Origin of the sequence: Pseudooceanicola algae, from assembly GCF_003590145.2 — a bacterium.
Lineage (GTDB): Bacteria > Pseudomonadota > Alphaproteobacteria > Rhodobacterales > Rhodobacteraceae > Pseudooceanicola > Pseudooceanicola algae.
In genome coordinates, this window is the sequence record NZ_CP060436.1 from 1689170 (window position 1) to 1710452 (window position 21283).

Sequence of the window (21283 nt, forward strand, 5' to 3'; positions counted from 1 at the left end):
ATAGAAACTCTTATCCCCGCCAAGGGCAAGACGTCGCTGTTGCCCTTGGCCGGATCACCGACTACCGTCAGGGATGTTGCCCACCCATGCCGGATCCCGATAGCCGATGACCGAAAAACCGCTCAGTTTCCGAGAGATGTGCGAAAAGTTCGAGGTAACGCCCCGGACCCTGCGCTATTACGAATATATCGAGCTTCTCGGCCCCGACCGTGAAGGCCGTGCGCGGTGGTACGGATCGCGCGAAGTGGCACGGATGACGCTGATCATGCGCGGCCGCCGTTTCGGCTTTTCCCTGGAAGCGATCCGCCAATGGCTGGAAATGCGCGAACAGCAGGGCAGCGAAGCGCAGATGCACCTGTGGATCGAGATGGCCGATCAACAGATGAGCGAACTGGCCGAACAGCGCCGCCATATCGACGAGGCCATGGAAGAACTGCAACGCCTGCGCGACAGCACCAAGGCCGAACTGGGCGTCGACTGAAGCACGTTCGCCCGCTCGCAGCCCGCGCCTGAAGGCTTGCGGCATGGCAGACCCTTGCCCGCCCGACTGCCCCCAGACGCGGGATCACGCGCATGGGGCCGCGGGAAAGCGCCGGTGGCTTTGACTTCCCCACCGCGCGAAATACATGAATTCTACATGAAACTTTTACGGCAAGGGATCCCACCTCCGGCGCCGGAACATCGGACTTCGGACGGCCCGGTTGGTCGGCCCGGAACCGGGAAACAGGGTCGGGAACATGTCAGGGAACGGTTCGGACGAATCGTTCCGGACAGCGACGAAATGGAAATGAAACAGGCTCCGGGTGACCGGGGGTCAGCCCTCTCGCTTCTGAACACCTTAGGAAATTTCGAATGTTAGCGCCCGAACGAAATTTATCTAACGTCAAGCAATCCGTGACGTGACGTACCAGTTACGTCAACTCAAAGGGCCTTGTATTCATGAACCGTCGCCTGCATTTCCCGCCAGTCGTAAGAATTCGATAGGTAAGATATGACAGAGACACAGGAACTGATGACGATCCGCAGGATGTGCGACACCTTCGAGGTGACGCCCAGAACCCTGCGGTTCTATGAAGCGAAGGAGCTGCTCTTTCCGATCCGCGAAGGCCAGAAACGGCTGTTCACGCGGCGCGACCGGGCCCGTCTCAAGCTGATCCTGCGCGGCAAGCGCTTTGGCTTCAGCCTGGAGGAGATCCGTCAGCTTCTCGACCTTTACGACTTGGGTGACCAGCAACAGACGCAACTGGTCAAGGCCCATGATCTGGCCAGAGAACGCCTGACGGCGATGGAAACCCAACGTGCCGAACTGGACGTCGCGATCGACGAGTTGAGAGAGCAGATGGAATGGGCGGCCAAGCTGATCGGTTCGAACCAGGAGCCGAAAAAAGCGGCGGAATGATCCGCCGGGCCGCGTGAAAACGAAGGCTTGGGGGAGGACAAGATGCCCAGCTACACCGGTCCGACTGATGATCTGCAATTCGTGATCCACGATGTTCTGGACGTTCCTGCACAGGATGTGCCGGGGTATTCCGATCTGGATCGTGATTTCACCGCGGCGATTCTTGGCGAAGCCGCCAGGATTTCCACCGAGGTTATCGCGCCCCTGAACGCCATCGGCGATCAGCACGGCGTCAGCCTTGAAAACGGAGTGGTCCGCACGCCGCCCGGTTTCAAGAAGGCTTTCGACCAGCTGCGGGAGGGCGGCTGGACGGGTCTTGATTGTGATCCCGATTACGGCGGCCAGGGAATGCCCTATATCCTTTCGGTAGCAACCGGAGAGATGTTCTCGGCCGCCAATCAGGCCTTCATGATGTACCCCGGCCTGACCCATGGCGCCTATTCGGCGATCCATGCCCATGGCTCGGACGGTCAGAAGGCCATGTTCCTGCCCAAGATGGTCAGCTGCGAATGGACCGGCACCATGAACCTGACCGAGCCGCAATGCGGCACGGACCTGGGTCTGATGCGCAGCAAGGCCGTGCCGCAGGAGGACGGCTCCTACAGCATCACCGGCACCAAGATCTTCATCTCTGCCGGCGACCACGACATGGCCGACAACGTGATCCACCTGGTGCTGGCCAAGATCCCCGGCGGGCCGGATGGCATCAAGGGCGTGTCGCTGTTCATCGTGCCGAAGTTCATCGTCAAGGACGACGGTACGCTCGGCGATCTGAACGGCGTCTCCGTCGGCAAGGTCGAAGAGAAGATGGGTATCCACGGCAATGCCACCTGCGTGATGAACTATGACGGCTCGACCGGCTATCTGCTGGGCGATGCACACAAGGGCATGAGGGCAATGTTCACAATGATGAACGAAGCCCGGCTCGGCGTCGGTATGCAGGGCCTGTCCCAGGCGGTCGCGGCCTACCAGAACGCGGTGATCTATGCGCGCGAACGGCTGCAGGGCCGCGACGTGACCGGCGTGAAGAACCCCGATGGACCGGCAGATCCGATCATCGTCCACCCGGACGTACGCAGGATGCTGATGGATCAGAAAAGCTTCATCGAGGGCGCCCGCGCCTTCGGCCTCTGGGGCAGCACGATGATCGACCGGGCCCGCGCCACGGGCGACGAAGAGGCCGAAGCGATGATCTCGCTCCTGACCCCGGTACTGAAGGGCTTCCTGACCGACCAGGGCTACGACATGACGGTGCAGGCCCAGCAGATCTTTGGCGGTCACGGCTATATCGAGGAACAGGGCATGTCCCAGTTTACCCGCGATGCCCGGATCACCATGATATACGAAGGCGCCAATGGCGTGCAGGCGCTGGACCTTGTCGGGCGCAAGCTCGGCCTCAAGGGCGGCAAGACCGCGCTGGCCTTCTTCGATCTGATCAAGAGCTTCTGCAAGGACAACGCCGGGGACGCAGAGATCGACGCCCAGTTCATCGAACCGCTGAAGGCCTCGTCCAAACAGCTTCAGGAAGCAGCGATGTTCTTCATGCAAAGCGGAATGAAGAACCCCAATCACGCGCTCGCCGGATCCTATGACTTCATGCATCTCTTCGGGCACGTCTGCCTTGGGTACATGTGGTCCCGCATGGCTGTTGCCGCGAAGTCAAAGCTCGAAGAGGGCACTGGCGACGCAGCGTTCTACAAGACGAAACTGGTGACGGGGCGCTACTACATGTCCCGCCGCCTGCCCGCGACCGCCATGCACTTGCAACGGATCCTTTCCGGAGCAGATCCAGTCATGGCCCTAGACGAGGACCAGTTCTGAGCCCGCATGTCGGGTGAAACGGGACTGAAAGGCGGAAAATGCCGCACTCACGGACCGGGGAATACATTGGCAATGGTGTGTTCCCCTTTCGTGTTTCTAGGGGGACCTGCCCAGGCGCAGTCCCCAAAAGGCCTGCGCAGCGGCTGAGAACGGTCAATGCCTCCGGCGGGAGTATTTCCGGCCAGATGAAAGAGCCGCGCCTGACGCATCAGGCAGGGGCTCTCAATGTACGGTTTCTTGTAGGGCAAAGTGGCTCCGCCCCGCTCTGCTCCACCGGATTGGCTACCGGATATGTCGGAGCGGGGCGTCACCTGGCACGTCCATCGGCTCTCCAGCCTGTAACGCACGGCAAGCCTGCCCGATGTGTAGTTAAATTATCGTGACCTGCTCTTCATCATCTGGCCATAAATACTCCGAGGGGGTGTGGGGGTGTGAAACCCCCACCTGCCCTGCCAACATCCGGGAGAGCCCCATGACCATCAAACTCCATTGCTTCGGCGAAAGCGGAAATTCCTACAAGGCGGCCCTGCCTTTGGCCCTGTCCGGGCTCGATTGGGAGCCGGTGAAGGTAGATTTCTTTCACGGCGCGACCCGCAGCGCCGAATACCTTGCACTGAACCCCATCGGCGAGGCGCCTGTTATGGTCGATGGCGACCTTACGCTGGCCCAGTCCGGGGTGATCCAGATGTATATCACCGAGAAGACCGGCAAGTTCGGCGGCGCGACGCCGGACGAGGCGCGCGACGTGATGAAATGGGTTTTCTTCGACAATCACAAGATGTCGAGCCAGGCTGGCATGCTGCGTTTCCAAATGAACTTCCTGCCGGAGGAAAAGCGCAACCAGGAGGTCATCGGCTTTGTCACCGCGCGGCTCAAATCCGCCCTTGCAACGCTCAATCGTGTGCTGGAGGGCCGGGACTGGCTGGTTGGGAATGGGCCCACCCATGCGGATTTCTCGAACTGCGGCTACCTCTATTACCCGGAGCCTTTCACCTTTGATCGCGTCGAATGGCCCAATATCGACCGCTGGCTGGACAATATCGCAGATCTTCCGGGCTGGAAGCATCCCTATGACCTCATGCCCGGGCGGCCTTCGGATCGCGGTCTGTGAAACTGCAACGCAACGTCGTGGTGGAAATTGCCGCCCCGCCTGATGAGATAGGCACAAGAAGAGGGCGGAGGAGCCCTGCAGTTTCAATTGGACGGAGGACCCCATGACCGAAGCCTATATCTACGATGCCGTGCGCAGCCCGCGTGGCAAGGGGCGCAAGGATGGCAGCCTGCACGAGGTGACATCTGTCGCCTTGGGCAAGCAGATGCTGAACGCGATCCGCGAACGCTCGGGCCTTGAAGGCCACGCGGTCGAGGATGTGATCTGGGGCAACGCCACCCAGGCTTTCGAACAGGGCGGGTGCCTGGCGCGGACGACCGTGCTGGCCTCGGATCTGGATGAATCCATCCCCGGCCTGTCGATCAACCGCTTCTGTGCCTCCGGCATGGAGGCCGTGAACCTGGCTGCCAACCAGGTGAAGGGCGGCGCGGGCGCGGCCTATATCGCCGGCGGTGTCGAATGCATGAGCCGCGTCGCCATGGGTTCGGATGGCGCCGCCATTGCCGTGGATCCGACCGTGGCCATGGACAGCTATTTCGTGCCCCAGGGCATCAGTGCCGACATCATCGCAACCGAATACGGATTTTCGCGCGACGACGTCGATGCCTTTGCCGTCGAAAGCCAGAAGCGCGCGACTGCCGCTTGGGAAGCCAAGCGCTTTGCCAAGAGCATCATCACCATCCGCGACGTCAACGGCCTGCCGATCCTGGATCACGACGAATACATGCGCCCCGGCACCGATATGCAGGCACTCGGCTCGCTCAAGGCATCGTTCCGCGAAATGGGTGAGGTGATGCCCGGCTTCGACAAGGTCGCAATGCTCAAATACCCGCATCTCGAGGCGATCAACCACGTCCACCATGCGGGGAACTCCTCGGGCATCGTGGACGGGTCGGCGGCGATCCTGATCGGCTCGAAGGAATTCGGCGAAGCGCATGGGCTGAAGCCCCGCGCCCGCATCCGCGCCACCGCCAAGATCGGCACCGATCCGACGATCATGCTGACCGGCCCCGTCCCCGCGACCCAGAAGATCCTGAAGGACGCGGGTATGGAGATCGGCGACATCGACCTGTTCGAGGTGAACGAGGCATTTTCCGCCGTGGTCCTGCGTTTCATGCAGGCCTTCGACGTCGATCATTCCAAACTGAACGTGAACGGCGGCGCCATCGCCATGGGTCACCCGCTGGGGGCTTCCGGCGCGATCATCATCGGCACGCTGCTCGACGAGATGGAGCGCAGCGGCAAAGGCACCGGTCTGGCCACGCTTTGCGTTGCCTCCGGCATGGGCGCGGCGACGATCATCGAGCTGGTCTGATGGTCGTCATCCGCCATGCAGAGGCACGTCGCGACAGCGGCACGCCCGAACAGGCGGCGCATCTGGGTCCGTTTGAAGCGCTGCTTTATTCTGACACCGGCGGCCTTGGCCAGTTCGGCGCCTTTGTCGAGACGCTGCAACCGGGATCGAAATCCTCGGACCGGCACTGGCACGAGCAGGAGGACGAGTTCCTCTACATGCTGAGCGGTGAAGCGACGCTGGTGGAAGACGACGGCACCCATCTGCTGCAGCCCGGCGACGCCTGCTGCTGGCCGGCGGGCGTGGCGAACGGACACCATGTGGTGAACCGCTCGGGCGCGCCCTGTTCCTACCTGATCGTAGGCAGCCGCAAGGCGGACGATGTGGTGCACTATTCAGAGATCGACAAGATCCTCATTCGCGAAAACGGCGCGCGGCGGCTGATCCGCCGCGACGGCACACGGATTGACGGACCCCAGGCCGGGTCCTCTCAAGGGAGCGAGACATGACCGAATTCAACATGGAAATCGACGCCGAGGGCGTCGCGATCATCACCTGGGATCTGCCGGGCAAAAGCATGAACGTCCTGACCCTGGCAGGTGCCGACGAGCTGGGCGCGCATGTCGATGCGGCGCTGGCCGACGAGGCCGTTAGGGGCATCGTCATCACCTCGGGCAAGGACACCTTTGCGGCGGGGATGGACCTGAACGTCATCGCGGGCTTCAAGGAAGAAGGGGTCGAGGGCGTCTTCGACGGCGTCATGGCCCTGCACCACCTGCTGCGCAAGATCGAGCTGGCCGGCGCCGACCTCAAGACCATGAAGGGGGGCAAGCCCGTCGCGGCCGCCCTGCCCGGCACGGCGCTTGGCATCGGGCTGGAACTGCCGCTGTCCTGCCACCGGATCTTTGCCGCCGACAACCCCAGGGCCAAGATCGGCCTGCCGGAAATCCAGGTCGGGATCTTCCCCGGTTCGGGCGGCACCACACGCCTGGTGCGCAAGCTCGGCGTGATGAATGCCTCTGCCTTCCTTTTGCAGGGCAAGCTGAGCGACCCCAAGGGGGCTGCCAAGGCCGGCCTCATCGACGAGGTGGCCGAGGATCCGCTGGCCGCCGCCCGGGAATGGGTACTGGCCGCCGGGCCTGCCGATATCGTGAAACCCTGGGACGCCAAGGGATACAAGGTGCCCGGTGGCGCGCCCTACCACCCGGCCGGTTTCCAGACCTTCGTCGGTGCCAATGCGATGATCATGGCCCAGACCTGGGGCGCCTACCCGGCCCCCAAGGCCATGCTGAGCGCCATCTACGAGGGCCTCATGGTGCCCTTCGATACCGCCCTCAAGATCGAGGCGCGCTGGTTCACCTCAGTCCTCATGAACCCCTCGTCGGCCAACATGATCCGGTCGCTGTTCCTGAACAAGGAAGCGCTGGAGAAGGGCGCGAACCGCCCCGAGGCGCCGGACCAGAAGGTCAGCAAGCTCGGCGTGCTGGGCGCGGGCATGATGGGCGCGGGCATCGCGCTGGTCGCGGCGAATGCCGGTATCGAGGTCGTGCTGATCGACCAGAAGCAGGAGGCTGCTGATCGCGGCCGGGCCAATACGGAAACCTGGCTCGACGAAGGCATCAAACGCAAGAAGGCGACGCCCGAGAAGAAGGAACAGGTGCTGGCGCGGATCACCGCGACCACCGATTACGCCGCCTTGTCGGATGCGGACCTGATCATCGAGGCCGTCTTCGAGGACCCGGCCATCAAGGCCGAGGTCACCAAGGCCGTCGAGGCGGTGATCCCCGAGGATTGCATCTTTGCTTCCAACACCTCGACCCTGCCGATTTCGGAGCTGGCCAAGGCCTCTTCCCGGCCCGGGCAGTTCATCGGAATCCACTTCTTTTCGCCGGTCGAAAAGATGGCGTTGGTCGAGATCATCAAGGGCAAGCAGACCGGTGACCGGGCCGTGGCCAAGGCGCTCGACTTCGTGCGCCAGATCCGCAAGACGCCCATCGTGGTCAACGATGCGCGCTTCTTCTACGCCAACCGCTGCATCATCCCCTACCTGAACGAAGGGGGGCGGATGGTCAGCGAAGGGGTGTCGCCGGTGCTGGTCGAACATGCGGCGCGCATCCTCGGCATGCCGGTGGGGCCACTGCAACTGATCGACGAGACCTCGATCGACCTTGGGGTGAAGATCGCCAAGGCGACAAAGGCGGCCATGGGCGATGCCTATCCGGCGGATGCCGCAGGGGTCGACGCGCTGATGTTCTGGCTGCACGACGAAGGCCGCCTGGGCCGCAAGACCAAGGCGGGCTTCTACAGCTACGACGAGAAGGGCAAGCGCACGAGCCTTTGGGACGGGTTGGAGACGCAATATCCGCTGAAGGATGACCAGCCGAGCCTGATCGAGGTCCAGCATCGCCTGATCTTCTCACAGGTGCTGGAAGCGGTGCGCGCGCTGGAAGAGGGCGTGCTGGAAGACATCCGCGAAGGCGATGTCGGCGCGATCCTCGGCTGGGGCTTCATGCCCTGGTCCGGCGGGCCCTTTGCCTGGCTCGACATGATCGGCACGCCCTATGCCGCCGAACGCTGCGACCAACTGGCCGAGACCTTCGGCCCGCGTTTTGCCTGCCCCGACCTGCTGCGCGACATGGCGGCCAAGGGTCAGAGTTTCTACAAGCGCTTCGGACCGGAAGCAGCCGCTGCCTGAGGCGCGACGACAATATGCAGATCAGGCCGCCCGGAGGGAACTCCGGGCGGTTTTGCCTTGGCGAAGGGCGCCATTGCCAGTGGTTCCGGCAGCAGAACATAGCGGGAAAAACACAGCAGCAGGGCCGTGATTTCGGGGCCCGCGTGGCTGGCCGGGATGCCGCAGTAGGCGATCGTTTTCGATGCTGCCGAGGGGTGGACCGACCTGTCGGTCATGGCCTTCTTGATTGGTATCTGCCTCGGCCAGTTGGTGCTTGGGCCCGTGTCGGTCCGCACTTGCCGCAAACCCGGCGCACTGATGGGCGTCGGGCTGTTCCTTGCCACCTCGCTCGGCGACCTGTTCGTCGCAGGGCCGAACCAGCTGCTGTTCCGGCGCCTTGCCCAGGGTGTCAAAGGCGTGGTCGGGAAGGTGGTGGGCCTGGCCCTGCTGATGGCACCGCTTCTCGGCTCGGCAATCCCGGTGGTGACGCGCCGGCAGGCGATCTTTGCGACACTGGCCGGCTTGGCGGCCCTGGTCTTCGTGCCAATGCTCTTCGTGATGCCCCTTCGTGCCAATGCTCTTCGTGATGCCCCTTCGTGCCAATGCTCTTGGTGATGCCCCTTCGTGCCAATGCTCTTCGTGATGCCCGACACCCGATCCCGCGCGGCCAGTCAACCCTCTTGGGCCCTCGGCACCTACGCATGACGGCGGCTGAAGAAGGACGACTGCGCCCCAAGCCGGGCCCATGGCCATCGTTCAGCGCGGCCTTTTCGCCTGTATCGCGACCGCCCAGGTGATCCTGATTTCGACCTGTGACCCGTCCAGGATGGCCCGTCCCTAATGGCCTGTCGCCGATCGCCCTTTCGCTGGTCTTCGCCGGAAATGCCTGTGGTCTCGCGGTCTGCGCCCGGATCGGCATGAACCTGGCGGTGAAATACCGGGCGCTGCGGGTGCCCCGGCGCGCCGACCCGTTCTGCGCGGTGGTCTCTCTGGTGCCGTCGGGGTCGCCCCTGCCGGCCTTCGGGGTCAGCACATTGGTCTATCCGCGCGGGGGAGGCCCCCATTCGCATCGCAGGGCCCGTTCTTTCCACTTCGTGCCGAGCGAGGGAAAAAGTCCGGCGGCTTCCTGCTGCGGGGCCACGTGATGCCTTCCGCCGCGCCACGTCAGGGCGTAGGATCAGAGCCATGCGCATGCCTCTCACCCTGACCACATCCCTGGCTCTGCCGCTTTTCGTCCCGCTTGGCGCGGCGGCGCATCCGCATATCTTCGTCTCGACCGCTCTGCACATGGTGATCTCACCCGAACAGCAGTTGACGGCGGTCGAGGTCACCTGGGCCTATGACGAATTGTACACCATGCTGGTGCTCGACGAACTGGGTCTCGACCCCGATTACGATGGCGTCCTGACCGAGGCCGAGCTTGAAACCCTGGACGGTTACGACTTGAACTGGATGCCCGGATTCGAGGGCGATCTTTACCTTCAGAAGGACGGCGCGCCCCTGCCCCTTGGCCCCCCGCACAGCCTTGGCGTGGCCTTGCGGGATGGGCAATTCGTCAGCCGCCATGCCCGTGTCCTGCTGACGCCCGTGGCCGCCGACGAGGTCTCTGCGCGGGCCTATGATCCGGGGCTTTATACCGGCTATGATCTGGGGGGGGGCGTGACCCTCGATCAAGGCTGCCAGGCCGAGATCACACCGCCGGTGATGGACACCGCCTACGAGGCATTGGCCCGCAAGATGGCCGAGATCCCGGCCGATGCGCTGGACTACCCCCAGGTCGGAGAGAGCTTTTCCGACGAGATCCGCCTGCACTGCGAGGCCCGCTCGTGAGCCTGTCCAACGATCACCTGCTGCGCCCCGCCGGCGCGCTTGGCCTGCTGGCGCTGGTCCTGCCGCTGGTCCTGCTGTTCGGCATCGGGGCGCTGGCGCTTTATCTGTGGGGCTTCGGCGGTCTCGCGGATCTGTCGCAATGGGCCACTGCCGGGCAGCGCGATGCGCAGAATGCCATTGCCCGCGCCCTTCGGGCGTTGCATGGCGGCGACCCGGGGGCGCTGTCACTGCTGCTGGGGCTATGTTTTTCCTACGGCTTCCTGCATGCGGCCGGACCGGGGCATGGCAAGATCCTGATCGCCGGCTATGGCATGGCGCAGGGGGTTTCGGCGCTGCGCCTGTCCATTCTGGCCCTGCTGTCCGGGCTGGCCCAATCGGCCAGCGCCGTGCTGCTGGTCAGCGCGGGGCTGGCCCTGCTGAACCTGTCGCGCGAACGCCTGGTGGGCGTCACCGAAGCCTGGCTGGCACCCCTTTCCTATGCCGCAATCGGCATGATCGGCCTGTGGCTTGGCCTGCGCGGGCTGACCCATATCCGCCGTGCGCTGACCCGGCCGACGCGTCAGGACGAATGGCATGATCAGGCGCAGGCATCTGGCCATGACGCCGAACCGGATCACGATCACGCACTGCACCACCACAGCCACGAAACCGACAGCTGCGGCTGTGGTCACCGCCACGGCCCCACACCGCAGGAAGCCACCCAAGCCCGCAGTCTGCGCGAAGCGGTCATCCTGATCGCCGCCATCGCCGCCCGCCCCTGCACCGGGGCATTGTTCCTGCTGGTCCTGACGTGGCGGATGGACATTCTGGCCGCCGGGATCGCAGGAACCTTTGCCATGGGGCTGGGGGTCGCCTCGGTCACCATCGCAGTCGCGCTTCTGTCGGTCATCCTGCGCGCGGGCGCCTTGGAGCGTCTGTTGCGCCACCTGCCAAGCGGCGTTGCCCCTGCCGCGCTGCTGGCCCTTGCCGAAACCGCCGCCGGATTGCTGGTCGCAGCCACGGCGCTCGGCCTGTTCCTGCGCGCTGTCTGAGGATATCCGAGGCGGGCAGCATTGGTCGCCGGGCGTGCGGTGCCCGCAGGACCGCGGTTTTCACAGGTTGGTCAGAAAAAAGCGCAAACACCTGGCTGCGCTGGCAATCGGGCTTTACAGCCCATTTACCGCGACATTCCGGTTATGCCGCCAATCGGAGACGAGTTCCTGAATAATCGCATTCAGAAAGGGACGGTCGCTTCGGGCGGTCAGATAACGGTATTCGGATGTGCCGCATTCGGCTTCGCAATTTTCCGAGATTACTTCCGACAGAGCCGGACAACTGGAAAGCGCGCCTGAACTGCAAAATACAACCTGGCCGATTTCAAATTCAGGAAGGCAGATTTCCGGCAAATGCCCTTGCGCCATCCGGGTCACACCGCAATAGCCAAGCAAGCTGCCCGCGTGGATCAGAACCAGCTGCTTGCCATAGGTCTGTTCGGACAGTCGGCTTTTGACCAAAAGCCCCTGCCGGGGCAGAACCTGCATCGTCGCGCAATTCCCAATCACGCCGGCCGGGATTTGCAGAACCTTGGGCAAACCCGCGAAGGTGGTCATCCCGCTCGCCCCATGCCCGGAAACAGTGGTCCTGCGCACCCTGAGGACAGGTTGCAGCCCATTGTCGAACGTCAGGACCTTGTCCCCTGGCTGCAGGGTTTCGACCGGTTGCCAGCCAGCGGCGCCCGCCACCCTGGTGCCCGCCAGCATGCCACCTGCGGCCCAGGCCGTTTCGCACCCGGGAAGGGACAGACCATGCACATGGCTCATCACTTCGGAAAGGCCCGCCCCTGCGGGAGCGCCCTTTCCGATGTCGCGCCGACCATTATGCTTCTGATAACCGATTTCACCCGCTCCGGTTTACGTCTGACCCCCTGAGCAGGAGATCCCACACAAAATTCCATTCCCAACAGGCCGGTATTGCAAATTGCAATGCAAGGCCAGCCGTTTCGTTCCACGGTCATGTTCCGATGAACGCGTCAACGGTGCAACTCGGGACAAGCAGGAAACCGAACATTCCTGAATGTGAACCACCAAACCGAAGCGCGTTTCGCAAGATGCCTCACGCAATGGGCAACAAAACGCCTAAAAGACAATACCTGTGTACAGATAACTGACGCCCCGTAAAAATAACGTGACGCCGTATCGCATCAAGATTTGCATGTACTGACTCAGAGGCGCGTCAGGCCTTTGCGGTCCCGTCCTTGCTCCGACGGCGAGTCACGTCACCCGAAGGCGTCAGGCGAATCGTTATGGCGGGGCATGAACCGATCTGCTTCGCCTGCCCCGCCGCCGGCAGGATTCCGCCCCGCCCCCGCCGGCTGGACGTGGCGGCAACGCCCAGCAAGATTGCGGCTTGGCCACGCCCCATGCTATCCTTTGCGCTAAAGTGCCGGTAACAGGCCCGCGCAGCCGGCCGCGGATGTTTCAGGCCCGCAAGGACAAAGGCCCGAAGAGCAGAACCCGATGACAGCACTGGACAAGTATCAGCGGCTGGAAGCTGCCGCGCTTTGGCGCGACGCCCCAGAGCGCCAGCGCCGCGATGTCATTATCTCGCTCGGCGATGCCACTCTGGTGATCTACGACATGCAGGATCGCCCCCTCGCGCATTGGTCGCTGGCCGCTCTTCAACGGACCAATCCCGGCAACTTTCCCGCCCTTTACCACCCCGATGGCGACCCCGGCGAAACCCTTGAGGTCAGCGCCGCCGAAGGCGACATGATCGAGGCGCTGGAAAAGCTGGGCCGGGCCGTGGACCGGCGGCGGCCCAAACGCGGCCGGGTTCGGCTTTGGTCGGTGGCCGGCTTCATGGCGGTGCTTCTGCTGGTGCTTTTCGTCTGGCTGCCCCCGGCGCTGGAAGCCCATGCGCTGACCCTTCTGGCCCCGGCCCGCCGTCAGGAGATCGGCACACGCATCCTTGACGAGGTGCAGAAGCTGACCGGCGCGCCCTGCGGCGATCCCGCGGGCATGGCGGCGCTGCAACGTCTTGGCACACGGCTGAACCCCAACGACAGCTACCGCCTGCGCGTGGTGCGTGGCGGGCTGGCGGAAACCACCCACCTGCCCGGCAAGATCATCCTGATCAACGAGACCCTGATCGATCAAAGTGGCGACCCGGATGTAATCGCCGGCTACCTGCTGGCCGAACGGCTGCGCGCCGGGGCGCAGGACCCGATGAAGGCACTTTTGCATGCCGCCGGTATCGGCACCGTTCTGAAACTGCTGACCACCGGCGAATTGTCCGACGCCGTGCTGCGCCGTCAGGCCCTGCGCCTGCTCGACGGCGATCACGATCCCCTGACCGAGGCCGAGGTGGTCACCGGCTTTGCCGAGGTCGGCCTGAGCCTGACCCCCTATGCGCGCACCCTTGCCCTGTCCGGGCAGGAGGTCGACGGGTTGATCGCGGGCGACGCCTATCCCGGCGGCGCGCCCGATCCGGTGATGAGCGATGGCGACTGGCTGCGTCTTCAGGCGGTCTGCCGCAGCTGATCGCGCATATGGGAAAGGGCGGGACCTTCGCCCCGCCCTGCCAATCCTGTCACGCTTTGCGCCGCTCTACTTGGTGCCGAACATCCGGTCGCCCGCATCCCCGAGACCCGGCACGATATAACCCTGCTCGTTCAGCTTTTCGTCCAGCGAGGCGGTGATGATCGGCACATCGGGATGCGCTTCCTTCATGCGGGCCACGCCTTCGGGGGCGGCCAGCAGGCAAAGGAAGCGGATATTCGTCGCCCCCGCCTGTTTCAGAAGATCGATCGCCGCGACCGAGCTGTTGCCCGTGGCCAGCATCGGGTCGACCGCGATCACCAGACGATCTTCAAGGTTTTCCGGCACCTTGAAGTAATATTGCACCGGCTGAAGCGTTTCTTCATCCCGGTAAAGCCCGACGAAACCGACCCGCGCGGCGGGCACCAGTTCCAGGATACCGTCCAGCAGCCCGTTCCCGGCCCGCAGGATCGAGATCAGCGCCAGCTTCTTGCCATCCAGCAGCGGGGCTTCCATCTCGCACATCGGGGTCTTGATGGTTTTCGAGGTCATTTCCAGATTGCGCGTCACCTCGTAGGCCAGTAGCTGCGAGATCTCGCGCAGCAGCTGACGAAACTTCGCGGTCGAGGTCTCTTCTTCCCGCATCAGGGTCAGCTTGTGCTGCACCAGCGGATGGGTGACGACTGTCAGGTGGTCGGTTTCGGATGTCATGGGGCTGTCTCCAGTCGTTTCGCCAGTTTCGCCTTCGTTACCGTATCGCAGAAGGCGGCGTCGAGCGCGGTTTTCGCGATTTGCGCAAAGATCTCGTCATCCCAGCCGAAGGTCTTGCGCAGGGCGGCGTATTCCGACGCCATGGACAGGCCGAAATAAGCCGGGTCATCGGTCGAGATCGTCAGCTTCACACCGCTCCGGCGGATCTGTTCAACCGGGTGATGAGCGAGGTCGGGATAAAGCCCAAGGGCCACGCCCGCACCGGGGCAGGCCTCGACCGTGACATCATGCCTGCGCAGCAGTTCCAGTACCGCCGGGTCTTCGACCGCGCGCGGCGCCGGGCCGATGCGGCTGACCCGCAGTTCCTCGACTGCCTCGCGTACCATGCGCGAGGGGCCCCATTCGCCTGCGTGGACGGTCAGGCCCAGCTCTGCCTCGCGGGCCATGTCGAAGGCATAGGTGAAATCGCGGAACTTGCCGCGCGCCTCATCGCCGGACATGCCGAAGCCGACGACGAAATCCCCTGCGGTCTCGGCGGCGCATTGGGCGGCAGCGCGGACCTTGGCAGGCCCTTGATGGCGCAAGGAGGACACGATCAGGCGCAGGGTGACCCCGAGATCCGTCTCGGCGGCCTCGGCGGCTTCGCGCACCGCTTCGGTGATTTCCTTCCAGGCGCCAAGGTCATTGTTGCAGCAATGCGCCGGGCACAGGAAGGCCTCGGTATAGATGACCCCGCCGGCCGCACTTTGTTGCAGCATTTCGCGGGTCAGCCGGGCGTAATCCTCGGGGCTGTCGGGCAAGGCAGCAAGGGCCGCATAGGTCTCCAGCAGTTCGAGAAAGTCGGTGCGGCGATAGTCACCCCCGTCCGTGAACAGCTGTGAGAAGTCCTTTTTCTTTTCCTGCGCCAGACGCCGCATGAAGGCGGCCGGCACGGCGCCTTCCATGTGGACATGCAGTTCCACTTTCTGCAATTCGGGAATCGGGTCTTCGGTCACAGAAGGCTCCGCCCCGTGCCCGCGTTCGGAACGCCGAGATGCGCCGCCACGGTGGCGGCGACATCGACAAAGTCGCAAAGCCCGGCTGATCCTGTTCCGCCCCCTGCCATCAGTACCGGCACCCTTTCACGGGTGTGGTCCGAGCCGCTCCAGCTGGGGTCGTTGCCATGATCCGCCGTGATCACCAGCAGGTCACCGGGCCGCAGCGCCGCGATCACCTTGCCGATGCGCCCGTCGAACCATTCCAGCGCGGACGCATAGCCTGAAATGTCGCGGCGGTGGCCGTAAAGGCTGTCGAATTCGACGAAATTGGTAAAGGTCAGGCTGCCGTCTTCGGCCTCATCCACCAGACGGTCGAGGTGGTCCATCAGGTCCGCATCCGCGCCCTTCACCACATCGTCGATGCCCTGCATAGAAAAGATGTCACCGATCTTGCCCACCCCATGCACGGAACGCCCGGCCCCCTGCACCCAATCGCAAAGCGTCGGGGCGGGCGGCGCCAGCGAGTAATCGCGCCGGTTGGTGGTGCGCTGGAAATCGCCCGGCCTGCCGGTGAAGGGGCGCGAGATCACGCGCCCGATCCGCATGGCATGCAGGCGCGGCGCCAGATCCCGGCACAGCTTTTGCAGCCGTTCGTTGCCAAAGCTGTCCTCATGCGCGGCAATCTGGAACACGCTGTCGGCCGAGGTATAGCAGATCGGCCAGCCGGTACGCATATGCTCGGCCCCGAGGTCGGCAATGATATTGGTGCCCGAGGCATGGCAATTGCCAAGGATACCGTCAGTGCCCGCAAGGCGGCAGACCTCGGCCGTCAGATCGGCCGGGAAGGCCGGGGTTTCGTTCGGGAAATAGGTCCAGTCCCAAGGCACAGGCACACCGGCCAGTTCCCAATGCCCCGACGGGGTGTCCTTGCCGGGGCTGACCTCGGCAGCGGCGGCCCAACGGCCCGAAACCGGCGCATCCCCAAGACCCGGCAGGGCATCCTGCGTGGCCAGTTCCGCAGCGGCCCCAAGGCCAAGCCGCACGAGGTTGGGCAGATGCAACGGCCCCGACCGGCCCTGTTCGGCGCAAGCCTGTGCGATATGAGCCAGCGTATTGGCCCCGGTGTCGGGCAGGCCCGCGTTGAAGAAAGACCCGGCATCCGGCGCGCCGCCGATACCAACGGAATCCATCACGACAAGAAAGGCGCGGCTCATTCGGTAATCCTTTCAAGGACCAGCGGTGCGGGCGTCGGGGCGCCATCGGTGATGGTGATTGCGGACAGGACGGACTGCAATGCCGCCTCGGCGCTGCCTTCGCGCGCGCCATGCACCCGCGCCAGCGGTTGGCCCGCCACCACCGGCTGGCCGATGCGAACAAGGTCCGACAGGCCGACGGCACCGTCGATCACATCGCTTTCCACCATGCGCCCGCCGCCCAGATCCACCACGGCAAGTCCAAGCGCCTCACCGTCGATGGCGCTGACATGGCCCGATCGCGGCGCCGGGACTTCGCGGATCACCGTGGCTTCGGGTAGCAGGTTGCGCCAGCTTTCCAGGAAATCGCGAGGGCCGCCCATGGCCGCGACCATTCGGGCGAACCGCTCTGCCGCTGCGCCGGAGGTCAGGCTGATCTCAAGCTGCATCGCGGCCTCTTCGCGGTCTGGCGCCAGCTTTCCGGCGACCAACAACCCGGCCCCAAGCGCAATGCTCAGCTCTGCCAGGCGTCCGCGTTCCTCGCCGGTCAGGACGCGCATGGCGGCGGCGACTTCCAGCGCGTTGCCCATGTCGGCGGCCAGCGGCTGGCTCATGTCGGTCAGCAGGGCTTCGGTCGGGCATCCGGCGGCATTGGCGGTCGAGGCCAGCGCGCGGGCCAGCGCGCCAGCAGCCTCGCGTGTCTTCATGAAGGCCCCGGAGCCGCATTTCACGTCCAGCACCAGCGCATCCAGTCCGGCGGCCAGTTTCTTGGACAGGATCGAGGCGGTGATCAGGTCAAGGCTGGCCACGGTCGATGTCACGTCGCGCACCGCGTAAAGACGACGATCCGCCGGGGCGATGTCCCTGGTCGCCGAAACAATGGCGCAACCGGTTTGCGCGACGACCCGCCGAAAGGCAGCTTCGCCAAGTTGGGTGGTCAGGCCGGGGATTGCCTCCATCTTGTCGAGGGTCCCGCCGCTATGGCCCAGCCCCCGCCCCGAGATCATCGGCACATAGGCCCCGCAGGCGGCCAGCATCGGGGCCAGCACCAGGCTGACGCAATCCCCGATCCCGCCGGTGGAATGCTTGTCCAGCACCGGGCCAGGCAGATCCCATTCCAGCACCTGACCGGAATCGCGCATGGCAAGGGTCAGGGCCACGCGGCCCTCGTCCCCGATCCCGTTCAGCAGCACCGCCATGGCAAAGGCCCCGGCCTGGGCATCGCTGACCGCGCCATCGGCGAGGCCTTGCGCGAACCAGCCAAGCGCCTCTCGCGACGGCACGCGACCCTGTTGCAGATCCAGCAATATGCGTCTTGCATCCATGGCGCGCGCCCTCAGCTGTTGGCCATGTGGTCTGCGACGAACTTGCCCGGCAGGATATCGGCAAGGGTGGTTTCCAGCGTGCTGCCGCCGCTGGTGACCATGGTCAGCCTCACATCCGGCCCGCCGAATTCCACCAGTTTCTGACGGCAGCCGCCGCAGGGCGGCGTCGGCGTCGGGCTGTCGGCGATCACCAGCACTTCGGTCAGTTCGGTTTCCCCGGCGGCGACCATGGCGGCAATCGCCCCGGCCTCGGCGCAGGTGCCTTCGGGATAGGCCACGTTTTCCACGTTGCACCCCGCATAGACCGCGCCCGAAGCCGACCGGATCGCTGCCCCCACCTTGAAGTTGGAATAGGGCGCATAGGCGTTTTCACGCACAGCGCGGGCGGCATCCAGCAAATCCATAGGTATCTCCTTCCGGCCCCCGCAGGGGCGTTGCGCATCGAATGGGCCGGGTCCGGCTATGCCCGAAGGCAGGGGTGACGGCCCGGTTGCGAATGACCGTTGAGCGCCTCTTGCAAGAGCCAACGACGACCAAGGGGTTCGCCAGCGGCTTCACCGCAGCACAGCCCCCTGCCCGCCGTTCGCGGCAGGTCCGCCCCCGGTGGCAAATCTTCAGCGTCCTCTTAATCTTTGCAAGGCATAACGCCACGACGCAAAGAGGCAAGCGGTTCCGCGCGGTTGCAGGCCAAATGGAGTGGCACCGCGGAGGCAGGTCCAGCCTTTCGGAACGGTCCGGCCAGAACGGTACGACCAGAACGGTACGGCCAGAACGGTACGGCCAGAACGGTACGGCCAGAACGGTACGGGCGCTGCCGGGGCTTTTCCCCGAACGGGAATTGGTTTAGCGCTGAACTACCTGATGAAGGACGAAGCAGATCATGTCTGATACCGACAAGACTTCCCTGCGCGACGCGGCGCTGAATTACCACGCCAACCCCAAGCCCGGCAAGCTGGAGGTCCGCGCGACCAAGCCGCTGGCGAACGGGCGCGACCTGTCGCTGGCCTATTCCCCCGGCGTCGCCGAAGCCTGTCTTGAGATCAAGGCCGACCCGTCGACGGCGGCCAAGTATACCTCGCGCGGGAACCTCGTCGCGGTGGTCTCGAACGGGACGGCGGTTCTGGGCCTTGGCAATATCGGCGCGCTGGCCTCCAAGCCGGTGATGGAAGGCAAGGCGGTCCTGTTCAAGAAATTCGCCGGGATCGATTGCTTCGACATCGAGGTCGACGAAAAGGACCCCGAGAAGCTGGCCGATATCGTCTGCGCCCTTGGCCCCACCTTCGGGGCGATCAACCTTGAGGACATCAAGGCGCCCGATTGCTTCATCGTCGAAAAGATCTGCCGCGAGCGGATGAACATCCCCGTCTTCCACGACGACCAGCACGGCACCGCCATCGTCGTCGGCGCTGCGGCCACCAATGCGCTGCGCGTCGCGGGCAAGGATTTCGGTGACATCAAGATCGTCTCGACCGGCGGCGGCGCGGCGGGCATTGCCTGCCTCAACATGCTGGTGAAGCTGGGCGTGAAGCGCGAGAACATCTGGCTTTGCGATATCCACGGGCTGGTCTACGAGGGGCGCGAAGCGGACATGAACCCGCAGAAGGCGGCCTTTGCGCAAGCCAGCGACAAGCGTCAGCTGGACGAGGTCATGGATGGCGCGGACATGTTCCTGGGCCTGTCCGGCCCCGGCGTTCTGAAACCCGAACTGGTGGCGCAAATGTCCGCGCAACCGATCATCTTTGCCCTGGCCAATCCGACGCCGGAAATCATGCCCGACCTCGCGCGCGCGGTGGCCCCGGATGCGATTATCGCCACCGGCCGGTCGGATTTCCCCAACCAGGTCAACAATGTCCTGTGCTTCCCCTTCATCTTCCGCGGGGCGCTGGACGTCGGCGCGACCGAGATCAACGACGAGATGCAGATCGCCTGCATCGAAGGGATCGCGGAACTGGCCCGCAAGACCACCAGCGCCGAAGCCGCTGCCGCCTATCAGGGTGAAAAGCTGACCTTCGGGATGGATTACCTGATCCCCAAACCCTTCGATCCGCGCCTCTCGGGCGTGGTCTCGACCGCCGTGGCACGGGCCGCGATGGAAACCGGCGTGGCCGAGCGTCCGATCGCGGATCTGGACGCTTATGCCGCGCAACTGAATTCCTCGGTCTTCAAGTCCGCGCTGTTCATGAAACCGGTGTTCGAGGCCGCCGCCACCGCCGCGCGCCGCATCGTCTTTGCCGAAGGCGAAGACGAACGGGTGTTGCGCGCCGCCCAGCAGATGTTGCAGGAAACCACTGAACTGCCGATCCTGATCGGCCGCCCAGAAGTGATCGAGCAACGCTGTCAGCGTGCCGGAATCACCCTGCGCCCCGGCCAGGATTTCGAGGTGGTGAACCCCGAAAACGACCCCCGTTACCGCGATTACTGGACGACCTATCTGGGCCTGATGGACCGGCGCGGCGTGACCCCGGACAGCGCGCGGGCGATCCTGCGAACCAATACCACCGCCATCGGCGCGATCATGGTACACCGTGAAGAGGCCGACAGCCTGATCTGTGGCACCTTCGGGGAATATCGCTGGCACCTGAACTACGTCCAGCAGGTGCTGGGCAATTGCAGCCGCCGGGCCACCGGCGCGCTGTCGATGATGATCCTGGAAGACGGCCCGTTGTTCCTGGCCGATACGCATGTGCACAGTGAACCTTCGCCCGAACACCTGGCCGAAATCGCCATGGGCGCCGCGCGCCATGTGAAACGCTTTGGCCTGACGCCCAAGGTGGCGCTGTGTTCGCGGTCGCAATTCGGCAACCTCGAGGGCGGTTCCGGCGCACGGATGCGGGCGGCGATGGATCTGCTGGACTCCGCGCCGCGCGATTTCTTCTACGAAGGCGAAATGAACGTCGACACCGCGCTGGACCCGGCGCTGCGCGACCGGATCTTCCCCGCCTCGCGTTTCCAGGGGCCGGCCAACGTGCTGATCTTCGGTGATGCGGACACCGCCTCCGGCGTGCGCAACATCCTCAAGATGAAGGGCGGCGGGCTGGAAGTCGGCCCGATCCTGATGGGGATGCGCAATTGCGCCCATATCGTGTCGCCCTCGACCACGGCGCGCGGATTGCTGAACATGTCGGCCATCGCCGGCACGCCTGTCGATCACTACGGCTAAGGCCGGCCAGCCGGGGGCCTGCGGGTGCCCCGGCCGCAAAACCTGTTCCCCAGATGCAGATTTGCAGGGTTTGCAAACTCTGCTGAAACGCAAAACCAACTGCAAACATCCGCCAACTTTGCAAAACTTTGCAATCCGGGCGGGCCATATCCTGAAAATTTATTGACAGGGTCCGGGCCGCACCCCGCCAAGACGCTTGCCCCGGCGCCCCTTCCCCCGCTACCCATCTAGGCACCCCAGGCAGGGAGAGCCGGACGGGGACAGGGAGGAAGA

Annotated in this window: 18 protein-coding genes; 12 read left to right on the plus strand and 6 right to left on the minus strand. The window is 64.3% G+C overall.

The genetic code is table 11. The features are described from left to right. The first annotated feature begins 106 nt into the window (after positions 1-106). The 10 genes from PSAL_RS08000 (at position 107) to PSAL_RS08045 (ending at position 11160) form a co-directional block, all read left to right on the plus strand. Positions 107-481, plus strand: coding sequence for a MerR family transcriptional regulator (locus tag PSAL_RS08000; protein WP_119838900.1), 375 nt, complete (start codon positions 107-109; stop codon positions 479-481). A 510-nt stretch (positions 482-991) separates the two neighbouring features. After that, complete coding sequence (locus PSAL_RS08005) at positions 992-1399, plus strand: MerR family transcriptional regulator (protein WP_119838901.1); 408 nt, start codon at positions 992-994, stop codon at positions 1397-1399. A gap of 42 nt (positions 1400-1441) precedes the next feature. After that, positions 1442-3220 (plus strand): acyl-CoA dehydrogenase C-terminal domain-containing protein, encoded by a 1779-nt coding sequence (locus PSAL_RS08010; protein ID WP_119839077.1) that lies wholly within the window; start codon positions 1442-1444, stop codon positions 3218-3220. A 472-nt stretch (positions 3221-3692) separates the two neighbouring features. Beyond that, a complete protein-coding gene (locus PSAL_RS08015; RefSeq protein WP_119838902.1) occupies positions 3693-4331 on the plus strand; it encodes a glutathione S-transferase family protein in 639 nt (212 codons plus the stop codon). 103 nt (positions 4332-4434) lie between these two features. Continuing rightward, positions 4435-5646, plus strand: coding sequence for an acetyl-CoA C-acetyltransferase (locus PSAL_RS08020; RefSeq protein WP_119838903.1), 1212 nt, complete (start codon positions 4435-4437; stop codon positions 5644-5646). Further along, the gene (locus PSAL_RS08025; protein WP_119838904.1) at positions 5646-6134 is read left to right on the plus strand and encodes a cupin domain-containing protein; all 489 of its coding nucleotides are present in this window, start codon (positions 5646-5648) and stop codon (positions 6132-6134) included. Before PSAL_RS08020 ends, PSAL_RS08025 begins: the two co-directional genes overlap by 1 nt. Next, positions 6131-8320 carry a 3-hydroxyacyl-CoA dehydrogenase NAD-binding domain-containing protein gene (locus PSAL_RS08030; protein WP_119838905.1) on the plus strand — a complete coding sequence of 730 codons (2190 nt, stop codon included), beginning with the start codon at positions 6131-6133 and terminating at the stop codon, positions 8318-8320. Before PSAL_RS08025 ends, PSAL_RS08030 begins: the two co-directional genes overlap by 4 nt. Before the next feature lie 213 nt (positions 8321-8533). Then, positions 8534-8914 carry an MFS transporter gene (locus PSAL_RS08035; protein ID WP_119838907.1) on the plus strand — a complete coding sequence of 127 codons (381 nt, stop codon included), beginning with the start codon at positions 8534-8536 and terminating at the stop codon, positions 8912-8914. Positions 8915-9484: 570 nt separating this feature from the next. Next, a complete protein-coding gene (locus tag PSAL_RS08040; protein ID WP_231388651.1) occupies positions 9485-10129 on the plus strand; it encodes a DUF1007 family protein in 645 nt (214 codons plus the stop codon). Further along, positions 10126-11160, plus strand: a complete 1035-nt coding sequence (locus PSAL_RS08045; RefSeq protein WP_231388652.1) for a nickel/cobalt transporter — start codon at positions 10126-10128, stop codon at positions 11158-11160. The genes PSAL_RS08040 and PSAL_RS08045 overlap by 4 nt, the downstream gene beginning before the upstream one ends. Before the next feature lie 114 nt (positions 11161-11274). Here PSAL_RS08045 and PSAL_RS08050 read toward each other — a convergent pair whose 3' ends face one another. Further along, a complete protein-coding gene (locus tag PSAL_RS08050; RefSeq protein WP_196222769.1) occupies positions 11275-11868 on the minus strand; it encodes a Hint domain-containing protein in 594 nt (197 codons plus the stop codon). Positions 11869-12624: 756 nt separating this feature from the next. Between PSAL_RS08050 and PSAL_RS08055 the strand changes: the two genes are divergently transcribed. Continuing rightward, positions 12625-13647 (plus strand): hypothetical protein, encoded by a 1023-nt coding sequence (locus PSAL_RS08055; RefSeq protein WP_119838910.1) that lies wholly within the window; start codon positions 12625-12627, stop codon positions 13645-13647. A 66-nt stretch (positions 13648-13713) separates the two neighbouring features. On the opposite strand, the gene upp is transcribed toward PSAL_RS08055, so the two are convergent. The 5 genes from upp to PSAL_RS08080 are packed head-to-tail and all read right to left on the minus strand — an operon-like array spanning position 13714 to position 18254. Next, positions 13714-14355, minus strand: coding sequence for a uracil phosphoribosyltransferase (upp, locus tag PSAL_RS08060; RefSeq protein ID WP_119838911.1), 642 nt, complete (start codon positions 14353-14355; stop codon positions 13714-13716). Further along, positions 14352-15350, minus strand: coding sequence for an adenosine deaminase (gene add, locus PSAL_RS08065; protein WP_231388653.1), 999 nt, complete (start codon positions 15348-15350; stop codon positions 14352-14354). The genes upp and add overlap by 4 nt, the downstream gene beginning before the upstream one ends. Further along, positions 15347-16546 carry a phosphopentomutase gene (locus tag PSAL_RS08070; protein ID WP_119838912.1) on the minus strand — a complete coding sequence of 400 codons (1200 nt, stop codon included), beginning with the start codon at positions 16544-16546 and terminating at the stop codon, positions 15347-15349. The genes add and PSAL_RS08070 overlap by 4 nt, the downstream gene beginning before the upstream one ends. Continuing rightward, a complete protein-coding gene (locus PSAL_RS08075; RefSeq protein WP_119838913.1) occupies positions 16543-17850 on the minus strand; it encodes a thymidine phosphorylase in 1308 nt (435 codons plus the stop codon). Before PSAL_RS08075 ends, PSAL_RS08070 begins: the two co-directional genes overlap by 4 nt. 11 nt (positions 17851-17861) lie before the next feature. Continuing rightward, positions 17862-18254 (minus strand): cytidine deaminase, encoded by a 393-nt coding sequence (locus PSAL_RS08080; protein ID WP_119838914.1) that lies wholly within the window; start codon positions 18252-18254, stop codon positions 17862-17864. A 476-nt stretch (positions 18255-18730) separates the two neighbouring features. Here PSAL_RS08080 and PSAL_RS08085 point away from each other — a divergent pair, with 476 nt between their 5' ends. Then, positions 18731-21010 (plus strand): NADP-dependent malic enzyme, encoded by a 2280-nt coding sequence (locus tag PSAL_RS08085; protein WP_119838915.1) that lies wholly within the window; start codon positions 18731-18733, stop codon positions 21008-21010. The last annotated feature ends 273 nt before the right edge of the window (positions 21011-21283 follow it).

Bases quoted from the DNA above. Each gene is read 5' to 3' on its own strand.
- PSAL_RS08000 (WP_119838900.1), top strand. From the start codon at position 107: ATGACCGAAAAACCGCTCAGTTTCCGAGAGATGTGCGAAAAGTTCGAG.
- PSAL_RS08005 (WP_119838901.1), top strand. From the start codon at position 992: ATGACAGAGACACAGGAACTGATGACGATCCGCAGGATGTGCGACACC.
- PSAL_RS08010 (WP_119839077.1), top strand. From the start codon at position 1,442: ATGCCCAGCTACACCGGTCCGACTGATGATCTGCAATTCGTGATCCAC.
- PSAL_RS08015 (WP_119838902.1), top strand. From the start codon at position 3,693: ATGACCATCAAACTCCATTGCTTCGGCGAAAGCGGAAATTCCTACAAG.
- PSAL_RS08020 (WP_119838903.1), top strand. From the start codon at position 4,435: ATGACCGAAGCCTATATCTACGATGCCGTGCGCAGCCCGCGTGGCAAG.
- PSAL_RS08025 (WP_119838904.1), top strand. From the start codon at position 5,646: ATGGTCGTCATCCGCCATGCAGAGGCACGTCGCGACAGCGGCACGCCC.
- PSAL_RS08030 (WP_119838905.1), top strand. From the start codon at position 6,131: ATGACCGAATTCAACATGGAAATCGACGCCGAGGGCGTCGCGATCATC.
- PSAL_RS08035 (WP_119838907.1), top strand. From the start codon at position 8,534: ATGGCCTTCTTGATTGGTATCTGCCTCGGCCAGTTGGTGCTTGGGCCC.
- PSAL_RS08040 (WP_231388651.1), top strand. From the start codon at position 9,485: ATGCGCATGCCTCTCACCCTGACCACATCCCTGGCTCTGCCGCTTTTC.
- PSAL_RS08050 (WP_196222769.1), bottom strand. From the start codon at position 11,868: ATGCTGGCGGGCACCAGGGTGGCGGGCGCCGCTGGCTGGCAACCGGTC.
- PSAL_RS08055 (WP_119838910.1), top strand. From the start codon at position 12,625: ATGACAGCACTGGACAAGTATCAGCGGCTGGAAGCTGCCGCGCTTTGG.
- upp (WP_119838911.1), bottom strand. From the start codon at position 14,355: ATGACATCCGAAACCGACCACCTGACAGTCGTCACCCATCCGCTGGTG.
- PSAL_RS08070 (WP_119838912.1), bottom strand. From the start codon at position 16,546: ATGAGCCGCGCCTTTCTTGTCGTGATGGATTCCGTTGGTATCGGCGGC.
- PSAL_RS08075 (WP_119838913.1), bottom strand. From the start codon at position 17,850: ATGGATGCAAGACGCATATTGCTGGATCTGCAACAGGGTCGCGTGCCG.
- PSAL_RS08080 (WP_119838914.1), bottom strand. From the start codon at position 18,254: ATGGATTTGCTGGATGCCGCCCGCGCTGTGCGTGAAAACGCCTATGCG.
- PSAL_RS08085 (WP_119838915.1), top strand. From the start codon at position 18,731: ATGTCTGATACCGACAAGACTTCCCTGCGCGACGCGGCGCTGAATTAC.